The sequence below is a fragment of the Eudoraea sp. genome (genome assembly GCF_049669105.1).
Taxonomy (GTDB): domain Bacteria; phylum Bacteroidota; class Bacteroidia; order Flavobacteriales; family Flavobacteriaceae; genus Eudoraea.
Genome location: NZ_JBATKE010000081.1, coordinates 1 through 13,108, shown reverse-complemented (window position 1 = coordinate 13,108; position 13,108 = coordinate 1). Strand labels below are relative to the sequence as shown.

Annotated in this window: 12 protein-coding genes and 1 tRNA gene; 4 read left to right on the top strand and 9 right to left on the bottom strand. The window is 37.3% G+C overall.

Annotation, left to right across the window (positions count from 1 at the left end; translation table 11 throughout):
• Window positions 1-46: 46 nt before the first annotated feature.
• Together WBM60_RS06835 and WBM60_RS06830 are read left to right on the top strand one after the other, a co-directional pair.
• On the top strand, window positions 47-931 hold the full coding sequence (locus WBM60_RS06835) for a phytanoyl-CoA dioxygenase family protein (protein ID WP_424282901.1): 885 nt from the start codon (window positions 47-49) through the stop codon (window positions 929-931).
• A 68-nt stretch (window positions 932-999) separates the two neighbouring features.
• Window positions 1,000-1,767: an HpcH/HpaI aldolase family protein gene (locus tag WBM60_RS06830; protein WP_424278161.1), complete on the top strand. Its 768-nt coding sequence runs from the start codon at window positions 1,000-1,002 to the stop codon at window positions 1,765-1,767.
• An 11-nt stretch (window positions 1,768-1,778) separates the two neighbouring features.
• Here the strand turns inward: WBM60_RS06830 and WBM60_RS06825 are convergent, their stop codons facing one another.
• The 3 genes from WBM60_RS06825 to WBM60_RS06815 form a co-directional block, all read right to left on the bottom strand.
• Window positions 1,779-2,264: a hypothetical protein gene (locus tag WBM60_RS06825; RefSeq protein ID WP_424278160.1), complete on the bottom strand. Its 486-nt coding sequence runs from the start codon at window positions 2,262-2,264 to the stop codon at window positions 1,779-1,781.
• A gap of 199 nt (window positions 2,265-2,463) precedes the next feature.
• Window positions 2,464-2,838: a VOC family protein gene (locus WBM60_RS06820; protein WP_424280177.1), complete on the bottom strand. Its 375-nt coding sequence runs from the start codon at window positions 2,836-2,838 to the stop codon at window positions 2,464-2,466.
• A 9-nt stretch (window positions 2,839-2,847) separates the two neighbouring features.
• Window positions 2,848-3,363 carry a RidA family protein gene (locus tag WBM60_RS06815; RefSeq protein WP_424259158.1) on the bottom strand — a complete coding sequence of 172 codons (516 nt, stop codon included), beginning with the start codon at window positions 3,361-3,363 and terminating at the stop codon, window positions 2,848-2,850.
• Window positions 3,364-3,634: 271 nt separating this feature from the next.
• On the opposite strand from WBM60_RS06815, the gene WBM60_RS06810 reads away from it, so the two are divergent.
• Together WBM60_RS06810 and WBM60_RS06805 are read left to right on the top strand one after the other, a co-directional pair.
• On the top strand, window positions 3,635-5,341 hold the full coding sequence (locus WBM60_RS06810; RefSeq protein WP_424277285.1) for a GMC oxidoreductase: 1,707 nt from the start codon (window positions 3,635-3,637) through the stop codon (window positions 5,339-5,341).
• 4 nt (window positions 5,342-5,345) lie between these two features.
• Complete coding sequence (locus WBM60_RS06805; protein WP_424277286.1) at window positions 5,346-5,939, top strand: gluconate 2-dehydrogenase subunit 3 family protein; 594 nt, start codon at window positions 5,346-5,348, stop codon at window positions 5,937-5,939.
• A gap of 89 nt (window positions 5,940-6,028) precedes the next feature.
• Here WBM60_RS06805 and WBM60_RS06800 read toward each other — a convergent pair whose 3' ends face one another.
• The 6 genes from WBM60_RS06800 to WBM60_RS06775 form a co-directional block, all read right to left on the bottom strand.
• Complete coding sequence (locus WBM60_RS06800) at window positions 6,029-6,541, bottom strand: GNAT family N-acetyltransferase (protein ID WP_424260574.1); 513 nt, start codon at window positions 6,539-6,541, stop codon at window positions 6,029-6,031.
• Window positions 6,542-6,618: 77 nt separating this feature from the next.
• Window positions 6,619-7,128, bottom strand: coding sequence for a GNAT family N-acetyltransferase (locus WBM60_RS06795; protein ID WP_424260576.1), 510 nt, complete (start codon window positions 7,126-7,128; stop codon window positions 6,619-6,621).
• 152 nt (window positions 7,129-7,280) lie between these two features.
• Window positions 7,281-9,725 (bottom strand): alpha/beta hydrolase family protein, encoded by a 2,445-nt coding sequence (locus tag WBM60_RS06790; protein WP_424282899.1) that lies wholly within the window; start codon window positions 9,723-9,725, stop codon window positions 7,281-7,283.
• A gap of 127 nt (window positions 9,726-9,852) precedes the next feature.
• The gene (locus tag WBM60_RS06785) at window positions 9,853-10,200 is read right to left on the bottom strand and encodes a VOC family protein (protein ID WP_424277288.1); all 348 of its coding nucleotides are present in this window, start codon (window positions 10,198-10,200) and stop codon (window positions 9,853-9,855) included.
• A 170-nt stretch (window positions 10,201-10,370) separates the two neighbouring features.
• Complete coding sequence (locus WBM60_RS06780) at window positions 10,371-12,464, bottom strand: adenylate/guanylate cyclase domain-containing protein (RefSeq protein ID WP_424282898.1); 2,094 nt, start codon at window positions 12,462-12,464, stop codon at window positions 10,371-10,373.
• Window positions 12,465-12,989: 525 nt separating this feature from the next.
• A tRNA-Met gene (locus WBM60_RS06775) sits at window positions 12,990-13,062 on the bottom strand.
• Window positions 13,063-13,108: the final 46 nt, after the last annotated feature.

Genomic DNA, 13,108 nt, shown 5'->3' with positions numbered 1-13,108 from the left:
TAATTCTAAGAATTTGATTCGAAAATAAACCAGTAGAATTTTAGATATGGCAGCAATAAAAGACCTTGCGGATTATCATGAATTGGTATCCGACCTTTTTAAACAACCAAAGTCGCGCGAAGAATGGGATCAATACAGGCTGAGTGATGAACAGGTAGCTCATTTTCATGAATATGGGTATTTGTCGGGAATTAAATTATTGGAAGATGATCAGATTGAAGTTTTACGTGACCAATTAACGGAGGTTATGGATCCTAAACACCCTGCTCATGATTTATTCTATGAATTCCATAGCAATGAGTCACAAAATTCCGATTCTATTTTGTTTCATTCTTTAGGACAATGGCGTATTACCAATGCGTTTCATGATATTCTTTGGAATCCGGCATTCCTAATGGCTGCACATCAGTTGTTGGAAAATAAGCCGGTCAGATTCTGGCATGATCAATTATTTTATAAACCAGCTAAACACGGTGGTGTAGTAGCCTGGCACCAGGACTATTCGTATTGGACGCGTACGGTAGCCATGCAGCATTTAACCTGTTGGACCGGGCTTGATGATGCAACAATTGAAAATGGGTGTTTGCACTATGTTCCTAAAAGTCATAAATGGGGATTGCTGGATGCACCTTCATTAGCTGGCGATATGAACGGATTAATGAAATATCTCACCGAAGAACAAAAAAAGGAATTTAAACCGGTTGCTATAGAAATGAAAAAGGGTTATGGAACTTTTCATCATCCTTTAATGGTTCATGGTTCTTATGAAAACAATTCTGAAATGAGCAGGCGGGCATTTGTGATCAATGTATTTGCAGATGGTACCGTGAGCAATACGGATGATGAACTCTTAACCGGGGTTCCAATAATTCCCAAAGGAAGCAAAATGCAGGGTAAATTTTTCCCTTTACTTTATAATCCAGATGCTTAATTGCAAACTGAGATGTAGTACTCATTTAAACCGGGAGAACGCAATAGAATATTAAACCAATAAAAACCATGAAAGTTAATATTTTGAAAAAGGCATTAGAAGAAGGCAAAACTGTATTTGGGCCCTTCTGCAAAATGCTTGATCCCACTGTTGTTGAACTAGCGGCATTGGCAGGCTTTGATTTTGTAATCATAGATATGGAGCATGGGCCATACAGCATAGAAACTGTTCAACAAATGGTAAGAGCTGCAGAAGCCAGAGGTATCTCAGCAGTGGTTAGGGTACCAGAAAATAGTGAGACCTCCATTTTGCGTGTTCTGGATATTGGCGCCAGATCTGTCCAGGTCCCTCAAATTTCCACTGCAGAAGATGCGGCGAAGGTGGTCAGTTCTTCTTTGTTCTATCCTAAAGGGGAACGTGGGATGTGCCGATATGTAAGGGCTGGAGAATATACAGCCATTGAAAAAGAAGAACATTTTGGGAAATCTAATGAAAGCATATTAACTATTATACATATCGAAGGTGTTGCAGGTCTGGAGAATTTACCAACTATTCTCACTTATGACGGCATTGATGTTATTTTTTTAGGACCCTATGACTTGTCACAATCTTGCGGTGTTCCCGGACAAGTACATCATGAAAAGGTCGTAAAACGCATGGAAGAGGCTGTGGCGCTGGCCAGAAAAAGCGGAAAAGTTGTTGGTACTTTTGTGGAAAGTGTTGAGGATGCCAAAAAGTGGGAGAAAATAGGCGTTCAGTATATCTCATATGCTGTTGATACGGGCTTGATTTTAAATGCATTCAAAAATATAACCACAGGTTTAACAAATCATTGACCAATACCTTTTTAAAGCAGCTGGCTTTGCTCATCCATCGTTTCCCTAAAGGCTTTCCATTTTGTTGGTTCGCCGTTAATATAATAGGTGTCCGACTTTTTAAAAGTTGCGGATATTGCACCTACTCCCGTACCCATGATCCCAAATAATACCCCTGCCATGCCAGTAGTTTCACCTTGGCTAAACCATCCATCATCGCCTGTTGCTAACCCTAAAATTGCACCGGTTCCTGCCCCTATTGCCGCACCCAAAAAGATATTATGCCCTGCAGATCGTTTTGTTTTTATAAGACCAATCCTGCTTACTTCAATAGTCACAGGTTTTTCTCTGGGACCAGTTATCAGGGAGGTGTCAGTTACACTGGCAATTCTGCCCTTGGATATTTTTTTACCATCCTGGTCATATACTCTAACAAAAGGAGCCGCCTTATTTTTTGTTTCTTGAGCATAAAGCATACTGCAGGATATTAATACCAGAGTAAAAAACAAGAATTTCATAGGATGATGGATTAGATTATTTTGGATATAAATCAGAATAATTAATAGAAATGAAAAAATAATATCTTACTTATAAAAAAGGCCAATGCGACGAACATGGCAGGATGTGCCGCCTTTGAGGGAGTATTTAAAAATAGAAAAATATTTTCAAATAGTTCATAATATTTCAATTATTTGGAAGAACCAGGGCAGTGCTAAGTTAAATTTTCCAGGGCGGATTCTTCCTGTTCACTCCGCCGTAATATAGTATTACCAAATTACTATCCGGATCTTTTAATCTTGCTTCCCTCCATAACCAGGGTTTGTCATTAGGCAATTCATCAAATTGGATTCCTTTGGAAATTAATTCGTTCACCTGCGACTCCAGGTCTTCACATTCAAAATACACATATATTCCATCTCCTGTAGGTAGTTTCTCGGTTTGGTGTATGGAAAAAGTTGCATCACCAACAGGACATTCAAATCTTGCGTAATGTGGTAAGGCCTTAACAATTAGTTTTAAACCCAATTTTTCATAAAAAGGAATGGATTTTGTCAAATCCACAGATGGAACGGTAATTTGATTTAAGTTCATTTAAATGATCTATTCCGTTTTATGAACTTCCAATTCAATTTCTATCATAAATTCAGGTAATGCCAATTCCTTAACCCCAAGCCAGGAACCCGTAGGAAATTGTTTTGTATAAATGGTATTCCTATAAGCGGCGTGTTCCAGAAATAAAGACATATTAGTCGTAAATACATTTTCAACAACAACATCGTCAAAAGTGCAACCGTAATGCTTTAATATCTTATCCAGATCCGCGTAGCAATTTTTCATTTGTTGTTCAAAATCTCCTACAGCTGTAGGATTGCCGTCATTATCCATACTTACAGCACCCGAAATTTTAATGTCATTGCCAATTTTCACGGCATGGGAATATCCATAGGCTTTTTCAGTTTCCGGACGGAGAAGAAAATATTCGGGCTCTTCAACTTCAACAATTTGCTCTTTTTCGGCCTCCTTGGGTGCCTGATTGCAACTTTGAACTATAAAGGCAAAAACAAATAAGGGAGTAAGAAGTTTAATTAGGTTTGTGATAGGGTTCTTTTTTTTCATGTTTTTAGGTTGTGAGAGATTACTGATTTGCTGTTTCTGATTTTACGGTTATAAAAAACCGAAGTTAATAAAACTTTGATTTCAATGAATCATATATTCTCTATCTGGCAAGCAAATTAGTTTAATTGTTAGAATATTTTTTACCGTATGGAAAAGACGCAATAAGTATTGATAAGCACTCAACGTAATTGCTGTCCTAAATTTTCATAGCATATTTTTCTTCCCTCACTTATATTTCCTTAAATTCAAATCTTGTAAATCTTAATAATTTATGGCAAACTATAATATAGATGCAAAAAAGAATATGACTTATGACGCCATTGTTATAGGATCCGGAATCAGCGGGGGTTGGGCTGCTAAAGAGCTTTGTGAAGCGGGTTTAAAAACGTTGGTATTGGAACGGGGAAGAATCGTTGAGCATGTTGTTGATTATCCAACTATGAATAATGACCCCTGGGATCTTGAATTACGTGGAGCCCTGGGGCCAGAGGATCTTAAAAAACACGCAATAGGCGCACGGGCGGGTTTTGTCGGCGCAAATAATGAGCATTTTTATGCAAATGACGAAGAGAATCCTTATACCGAAGTTAAACCTTTTCTATGGGTGCGTGGTCATCAAATGGGTGGTCGTTCATTACTCTGGGGAAAGCAGTGTTACCGGTGGAGTGATCTCGATTTTGAAGCCAATGCCAAAGATGGTCATGGAGTTGACTGGCCTTTGCGATATAAGGATATAGAATCATGGTATACCTATGTTGAAAAGTTTGCAGGGATTAGTGGTCAGGCACTTGGTTTGCCACAACTACCGGACAGCCATTTTCTACCTCCTATGGAACTCAATTGCGTTGAAAAAGATATAAAAAGCAGAATAGAAAAAGAATTTCCCGGACGCGTTATGACTATTGGCCGGGTAGCACACCTTACAGAACCTTTGAATGGTCGCGGCCAATGCCAGTTTAGAAACAGATGTGATAGGGGTTGCCCATTTGGCGCATACTTCAGCAGTAATGCCGTGACTCTTCCGGCGGCTAATGCAACTAGTAATCTTACTATCAGGCCTTACTCTATTGTCAATTCCATTATTTATGATGATAAAAAGGGAAAAGCTACAGGGGTCAGAATTATAGACACAGAGACCAATGAGCATATAGAGTTTTATGCAAAAATTATTTTTTGTAATGCTTCTACCTTAAGTACTACTCAGATTTTATTGAATTCTACTTCCGACAGGTTTGAAAACGGCCTTGGAAATGACAGTGGTGAATTGGGTCATAACTTAATGGATCATACCTATAGAGTGGGTGCTATGGGCAGAGTTGAGGGCTATGAAGACAAATATTACAAAGGCAGAAGACCAAACGGAATTTATATCCCGCGCTATGTAAACATTGATGAAAAAACGAAAACAGATAAATTTGTACGAGGCTTTGGTTATCAGGGGGGTGGTGGCCGTGGAAATTGGAGTGCCGGGGCCAATCAGGAACAGTTTGGTGCAGAATTTAAAGATAGCCTAATGAAACCTGGCTCGTGGGAATTCTTTATTACCGGATTTGCAGAATGCCTGCCTTATTACGAGAATAAGGTTACGTTAGATAAAGAGAATGTCGATAAATGGGGCCAGCCTACATTAGCTATTGATTGTGAGTTCAAAGAAAATGAAAAAGCAATTAACAGGCAGATCAAGTCTGATGCAGTGGAAATGCTGGAGAAATCAGGAGTAAAAGATATTGTGGGATTTGACAATGAGCATGAACCGGGATATGGTATTCACGAAATGGGTACAGCCCGCATGGGTCTTGATCCGCGTACTTCGGTATTGAATGGAACAAATCAAATCCATGCCGCAAAGAATGTTTTTGTTACAGATGGTGCCTGCATGACTTCATCTTCATGTGTTAATCCATCTTTAACATATATGGCCCTCACTGCGCGGGCAGCGAATCACGCAATTTCTGAACTCAAAAAGAAAAACCTTTAAGATTATGGACAGAAGAGCAGCATTAAAAAAAACAGCCATGGCGGCAGGGTCTGCGGCCCTGGTGCCATCACTTTTTTCGCTATTACAAGCTTGTCAGAAGAAACCGCGATTGAATTGGGAGCCCATATTTTTAACCTTAAATCAGGCGGAATTAATTTCAACTTTAGTAGATACATTATTACCGAGAACAGAAACTCCCGGGGCGTTGGATATGAAAGTTGATCTATTTATTGATGTGGTATTTGCTAAATTGTTTGATAAATCTGCTCAACAAGCAATGATTGCTCAAATGGAGCGGTTAAATACAACTTGTGAAGAGAAATTTGGAAGCATATTCTCAGAATTAAGTGTGCAGGATCGCGAAGAATTTTTAAAAGAGCAAGAATCGACATCTGGGAAATATAATGGCAAAGTATGGGGGACAGCGGTAGGCGAACAAAAACCGGTAGGGTTTTATCGTACACTAAAATCACTCGCCTTATGGGGATATTTTTCCTCCGAAGAAATTGGAAAAAATGTATTGAATTATGATCCAATTCCCGGTGAATACCTGGGTTGTATTCCGCTTTCCGACATTGGGAATACCTGGAGTTTATAGAAGATGAACAAACATCTTCTAATCTCTATCTAATATTTTAGCCTCAATAATTATTTTTGTTACATTAAAAACTCTTTTATATGGTAGGATTAGAATTCGTTTAACTTAAAGTATCTGTGTTCATCGTAAACTTTATCGTTTTTGAAGATTGCATTTTTAAAAACACCTTCTTTTTTATATCCGTTATTTTCAAGTGCCTTCATTGAGGCGATATTAAATTCAAATACACCAGCATAAATTCTAATCAGTTTTAAGTCTTCAAATCCATAATTGGTAATTAATTTTACAGCTATTGTCGCTATTCCTTTTCTCCAAAAAGATTCTCCAATCCAATAACCAATTTCAGCTGATTTTCTGTAAACATCCTTTTGAATGATTAATCCTATTACCCCACATAGTTGGCCGTTGTATTCAATTCCGAAATTTTGTTTTGACTTTTGTTCTGTTAATGAGTTTATAAAAAATTCTGCATCACTTTCGCGATAAGGATAAGGAAAAGAATCTCTTAAATTATCCCGTATTTTTTTATTATTGGCAAGTTTTGCTAATTCCGATTTATCGGATAGATGGAGTTCTCGTAAATTTACTTTTTTTGGTTTCAACAGATACTTGTACTTTCGGTTTTGATGTCTGATATAAATATCAGTTGTAAGAGCGTCTCTTCTTATTGTAACCTTTTTTAATGAATTTTGTACAGTAAAAGTTCATCATCTTCATTGGGAAGTTTAATTGTACCTGCCATTTCTAATCCTAATTTTTCCAGAAGTCTTTGAGAGGAAATATTCTCTTTAGATGTAATTGCGTTAATTTCTTTAATTTCAAATTCTTCAAAGGCCGCTTGTTTCAATCTATTTGCAGATTCAAAGGCATAACCTTTCCTTTCATATCCGGGGAGAAATGCAAACCCCAGATCTATGCCATCTAATCCTTCTCTGTCATAGAGTCCGCAAGTTCCTATTTTTATATGGTCTGATTTTCGAAATATTGTGTAATTAGAATATCCAAGTCTTTTGAGCTGTGGCAACATTTTGGTTTTAATATAATCTTTTGCACTTTCGACTGATTTGATATCTCTATCTCCAATATATTTAATAAACTTTGGAGTATTCATAAGTTTATAAATAAATTCTGCATCTCGTTCGGAAGTTGGCCTAATTAGGATTCTTTCTGTTTCAAATTCTTTGTACATTATTTTTTATTAGGCGCATTTTCATCCTCTTTTATAGCGAATTTACCTGGTGACAGAGAAACTTCCCCTTTCGAAATATTTATAAGGCGTTTTGCATATTGATTACCTTCAACCTGAAGCGTTTGATCGCACAAAACAACCTTAATAATTACTCATTTTAATTCGGTTTTTTTATTGTCAGGGACAGGTTTGTTTTTGACATATTTTTCCAACCATTGATCCTGCTCCCAAAGTAGATGCAGAATAGTTTCCTTTGCCCGATATCCATGACTTTCGTTTGGCAACATAACCAACCTTACCTGAGCACCTAACCCTTTAAGTGCATTAAAATATCGGATGCTTTGCATAGGATAGGTTCCTGAATTATTATCTGCTTCACCATGAGTCATAAGTAAAGGTGTCTTCATTTTATCGGCATGCATAAACGGAGACATAGTGTAATAAACTTCCGGAGCTTCCCAATAGTTTCTTTCTTCACTTTGAAATCCAAAAGGGGTCAGGGTTCTATTGTAAGCACCACTCCTCGCAATTCCTGCAGCGAAAAGATTGGAATGGGAAAGCAGGTTAGCTACCATAAATGCTCCATAACTGTGACCTCCGACAGCAACACGTGTCCTGTCAATATAACCCAGTGCATCTACTGCATCAATAGCGGCTTTAGCATTTGCCACTAATTGCGTCCGAAAAGTATCATTTGGTTGATCATCACCTTCCCCTACTATGGGAAATGAAGCGCCATCTAGTACAACATAACCTTTGGTCACCCAAAAAATGGGTGATCCGTAGTAAGGAAAGGTAAATTTATTTGGGTTTGAAGTCTTCTGTGCGGCGCTTGATTGATCTTTAAATTCGCGGGGATAAGCCCATAAAATCATGGGCATTTTTTCTTTTTTCTCCTTATTGTAGCCTACGGGAAGATATAAAGTGCCCGAAAGTTCTAAGCCATCATCCCTTTTATAAGTAATTACTTCTTTATGGATATCCTGTATACTTTTAAAAGGATTGTCAAACCTGGTCAACTGCCTTAGTTGATTCTTCTTCAAGTCTCTAATAAAATAATTGGGATACTCATCAGGTGATTCTATTCGTACTAATAGTTCACTTTTTTCAACATCATAATCGTTAAGGTTTTCAAGTTTGTCTGTATATTCTGATTGATAAAGTCGGCTCGTTTTGAATGATTTAAGGTTGATCTTATCAATAAACGGGAACTGTCCTTTTTCAGAATACCCTGCACCATTAAGGAAGGCATAACTACCCTTTATAGCCAGGACATCGCTCCCCATTTTGTTTCTCTTTGTCACAAAACGCCCTGGATCGCTGTATCTATCCTGATAATTTCTGTCAAAAAGAATTTTAGGTTCGACAGAAGAATCAGACGGATTGAATAAATAAGTCTTGGTATTTCTGGTATTCCACCAGTCATCAATAATAAGTGCTGTATCTTCATCTCCCCACACTGCACTGTCATATCTGTTGATGGTTTTCATCAGACTCTTGGCTTCCCCATTGAACGGGGCATTTAGTTGAAAAATTTCATCCCTGTATAAGGCTTCTTTTTCAGGATCGCCTCCATCCAGAGCTTCGGCGTAAACCAGGCTTGCAGGCAGGTCATTCCTCCAGCTAAATCTTCTTTTCCCTTGGCGGACAGCCATGAAACCCTTTGGCAGATCTTCAATCAAAGGAACCTCTATAACTGTCTCAACCTTTTGTCCATCCTTCGAATAAATAACGGTTTTAGAAGGAAATCTGCGATAAGGCACAAGGTATGAAAATGGTTTTTCAACAGTTGTTACCATTACGTATTCTCCATCCGGGGAAAACATTATATTATTATACATAGCACCTTCAAGCCATTTTTCGCTTTTCCCATCCAATGTAACTTTGTAAAGCTCTGATAAAGCAAGTTGTTCAAAATTATGCTCATCATTTTTATTTTTTAATAAATCCTGATACGTTCTATTTTGTGCTTTTTTTCCATCATTTACAGAGACTGTAGGGCCGGTAGGTACCGCGTTCTTTTTATCAATAAGTTCCAGCCTGTCCGGAGAAATCATTTTCACCAGGATTGCATCGCCATCCTCAAACCAGTTTATCACATCACGAAGGTTGGCATTTACCCTAGGTTCGGTTAGTTTTTTCGCTGCCTGTTTTATGACATCGACTACCCAGACTTCTACCCCTGAAGACGTTGTATTTGTGAACGCCATCTTCTTCTGATCAGGAGAGAAAGTAAAGTTGGCTAACTTTGGTTCTGATGGTAGTCCACTTACTTGAACTATCTCCGATTCATTAGTTAGGAGAGGTTTTATTTTTAAATTATTATAATAAGTCACCCTGCTTCCAATATTGGTTTTCGGATTAATTCTTAACCCTCCCAATCTCAATTCTTCTTGAGATATTTCTTCGATACTTTTGAAGGTATTCCGATATAGGAAAATCATAAATTCCTTGTTGTCGTCAACAAGTACTGACGGGGCTAAAGGCACATCTACAAGGTCAAGAATTTCCTTTGATGGTTTTTGATACGTCAGTGATTCTTGGGCTTGTACTTTTACAATTAATAATAAAAGAACTACATAAATGGATAGTTTCATATTTTTTTGTTTATAGCTAATGGTTTTGTGTGTTAAAAAGAGCGTTTTACAAATCGATTCTTTTGAGCTGGAATAAATGTATGAAAAAAGTGCAAATTTGAAATACTTGCGCGGAGTAAACTGACTATTATTTGTCCGACCAAACTGCTAGTTCATTTTCAGAGGGGTCAACAAAGTGAAATCTGCGACCACCCGGAAAAGAAAAAATATCTTTTGTGATTTTACCACCAGCCTCGAGAATTTTATTTTTTATCAAATCAAGATTTTTATGATATAAAACAATTAATGCACCATTGATAATTTCATTTTCCGTTTTTTCAAATCCTCCTTCAAGTCCACTGTTCGAAAAAGCGGAGTATGTTGGTCCATAATCAGTAAAAGTCCAATCAAAAGAGGCCGTATAAAATTCCTTTATTTTTTCAAGGTCTTTCGCTTTAAATTCAACATAATTAATATGATTGTCTTTTATGTCCATTTATATCAGATTTAACTACTATTTATTGGTTATAATAGTCTCGTATATGAGCCGTTTTAATGGTTTATAGAAACTGTTAGGTGCTTTTCTTTTTGGATGATTTTATGCGTCAAATTTTTCTTGATAATTAACCCTGATGTGTTCAATTGGCGTTATTAAGCTAAATTCAACTAATCACCTTTAAATTGAATCTTTTTCCTGATCTCCTGAAATCTGGGTTCACCTTCCAAAGTCTTAAATTTTGGAATCAGACTTAAAAATACCGCGAATCCCCAATCTGTATTCTCAACACCTTGCTCAAGAAAATCTAAAGCTTTGTCAATATCATTTCTTTCCAAATAAATATCCGCAATAAAGAGGTTTAGATGATGTTCTCCAGCCGCATCACGATCCATCAATTCTTTGAAGTATAGCTCTGAAGTTTTGTTATCTCCCATTCTTAAGTACGTATTCGATAGTGTTGCCACTACCATTCCTGCCGCTAAGGGTGAATTTTCGTAAGCTTTAATGAGGTACTTAAGTGCCTCTTCGTATTGTTCATTATAATAATAACTCAATCCCAGAAAGGAATTGAAAAGAGGAATGTCTGCCTTTTTAACCGCAATGTCATAAAGATATTGAGCTTGGTCATAATTGCCATCCATCATTTCCACATTACCATTGTCCCAGTCAAAAAGTGCATGCCCCGGATCTACTTTTTTGGCCAATTGCCCATACTTTTTTGCTTCTACTATATTACCTAAGGCAATATAGGTGGAAGTAACTGTACAAATGCAATAGTTGGTCGGTATTTTGGGCCAGGAATTAATTGAAATAGCTTTATCTACATCTTCTTTTGCCTCCTGAATCTTATTTTGGGAATATAATTTCAAATTAGCCCTAACCAAATAAGTGTCTGAACTATTAGAGTCTAATTCAAAAGCTTTTACAATAAAAGGCATCGCCAGAGCAACCGATTCTTGAGTACTTTTATTACCTGGGATTAGATCTCCTGAAGCACCAACAGTATACCTCCAGGCTAATAAGGTATGTGCTTGACCATAATTGGGGTCTAGCTTGATGGCTTCTTCCAGATAATTAGTTCCATTTTCAAATCCATCAAGGCTTAATTTATTGATCTCAGCTTGTGCCTGTAGAAAAAGCCTAAAAGCTTCACCGCTCTTAGTGTTTGGTGTTTCCAGATCATTTCTTTCAGCGACTGTCAATTCGATATTAAGATTTTCCGCAACATTCTTAGCTACGGCTAATTGGATAGAAGGAGCATCGTTAAGTTCCTCATCAAATGTGCTATTCCATAAGCGAGTATTTGTAAAAGGATCAATTAATTCTATGGTAAGTTTTACCCTTTTGTTATTATCAAAAATTTGTGAACTACCAGAAATCAAATACTTTGCTCCCAATTCCGCTGCAATTTCACTGTGACTTTTCTCCTGATTTTTGTAAGGGTAAGTTGTGCTAAATGCAGATACAACAATTGAATTGATTTTTGCCAATTCATCAATAATTTCCCGTGTCACACCGTCAGAAAAATAGTCAAGGCCCTCACTTTTGGCATTGAGATTAATAAGGGGTAAAACTGCAATATTTTTTTTTAGCGTTTCATCGGAATAGGGTTCTTTATTTTCGGATCCAGAGCCTATAAAGTATTGTACGGCAAACACCGCTACAACCAGCAAAGCCAATATTCCCAGATACTGGAACACTTTATTTGGCTTTCTTGATGGTTCTTTGAATTTACCCTGAATTTTTGATTTTACCGGAACAGAAAGTCCATTATTCTCTAGTGCAAAAACCTCTATTGGTTCTGGTACATTCTTAAATTCAAATGTACCTAATGTCGTTAGCTTAAACTCTTGTTTGTTTTTAATCTGGTTACGAATCGCACTGGATAATAACACTGAGCCAGGGATACCCATAGATTCAATTCTGGAGGCTATGTTGACCCCATCACCAAAAACATTGTTATCTGTAAATACAACTTCTCCCAAGTGCATTCCTATTCTAATTGGAAGGTTTATTTCTTGAAAATCTTTCTGCAAAGAAATTGCACATTGAACTCCTGAAGTTGCACTATCGAATGAAAGGAGACATGCATCGCCAAAATACTGTACAATATGCCCTTCATATTTTGACACTTTATCCTCAAGTAATTTTTTAAAGTTTTGAAGATATTCCATGGCTTTTGCCTCATTACTATGCATAATGGAAGTATAGCCAGCTATATCAGCAAAAAGGATGGTATTTAATTTTCTGGTTTCTTTCATTAGTCCGTTTTAAGATAACAATTTCTCTTGACTAATCAGCGAAGATATAGTACCGTAATTGCACCTGACTCCTTATGTACTTACTAATATACCTTATTCTTCCAAAAACTTTCCGGATTAGGATACCGTTTTTGACTTTTTATAAGATTCCAATAACCCAGTTCAACGCATTAATTCTGCAAAGAATACCGTCCTAGCATTTTGCATTTATTGAGTTTTGGGATTTGAAATTTTATCCAGGGACCGGATTGATTCCTTCACTTCGCTCAGGAATCGGCCTTGGGGGTAGCTTTACAAAGAAAGCCGTCATAGCCTTGTGCATTTATTGAGTTTTGGGATTTGAAATTTTATCCAGGGACAGGATTGATTCCTTCACTTCGCTCAGGAATCGGCCTTGGGGGTAGCTTTACAAAGAAAACCAATAGCGCATAGCGCTATCTATTTTTTATTTCATGAAACGTCTCAAGCAAGCTTGGCCGTTTGTTCCATAAAAAAACCAGATACTTGCATATCTGGTTTTCTTTGTAGCGGGGACTGGACTCGAACCAGCGACCTTCGGGTTATGAGCCCGACGAGCTACCTACTGCTCTACCCCGCGATGTGAACTTTCAATATTTTTATTGGCAGTGTTTTTTGTTCTTTTC

Excerpts from the sequence above, each read along its gene's own strand:
- WBM60_RS06835 (WP_424282901.1), top strand. The coding sequence starts at position 47 with ATGGCAGCAATAAAAGACCTTGCGGATTATCATGAATTGGTATCCGAC.
- WBM60_RS06830 (WP_424278161.1), top strand. The coding sequence starts at position 1,000 with ATGAAAGTTAATATTTTGAAAAAGGCATTAGAAGAAGGCAAAACTGTA.
- WBM60_RS06825 (WP_424278160.1), bottom strand. The coding sequence starts at position 2,264 with ATGAAATTCTTGTTTTTTACTCTGGTATTAATATCCTGCAGTATGCTT.
- WBM60_RS06820 (WP_424280177.1), bottom strand. The coding sequence starts at position 2,838 with ATGAACTTAAATCAAATTACCGTTCCATCTGTGGATTTGACAAAATCC.
- WBM60_RS06815 (WP_424259158.1), bottom strand. The coding sequence starts at position 3,363 with ATGAAAAAAAAGAACCCTATCACAAACCTAATTAAACTTCTTACTCCC.
- WBM60_RS06810 (WP_424277285.1), top strand. The coding sequence starts at position 3,635 with ATGGCAAACTATAATATAGATGCAAAAAAGAATATGACTTATGACGCC.
- WBM60_RS06805 (WP_424277286.1), top strand. The coding sequence starts at position 5,346 with ATGGACAGAAGAGCAGCATTAAAAAAAACAGCCATGGCGGCAGGGTCT.
- WBM60_RS06795 (WP_424260576.1), bottom strand. The coding sequence starts at position 7,128 with ATGTACAAAGAATTTGAAACAGAAAGAATCCTAATTAGGCCAACTTCC.
- WBM60_RS06790 (WP_424282899.1), bottom strand. The coding sequence starts at position 9,725 with ATGAAACTATCCATTTATGTAGTTCTTTTATTATTAATTGTAAAAGTA.
- WBM60_RS06785 (WP_424277288.1), bottom strand. The coding sequence starts at position 10,200 with ATGGACATAAAAGACAATCATATTAATTATGTTGAATTTAAAGCGAAA.
- WBM60_RS06780 (WP_424282898.1), bottom strand. The coding sequence starts at position 12,464 with ATGAAAGAAACCAGAAAATTAAATACCATCCTTTTTGCTGATATAGCT.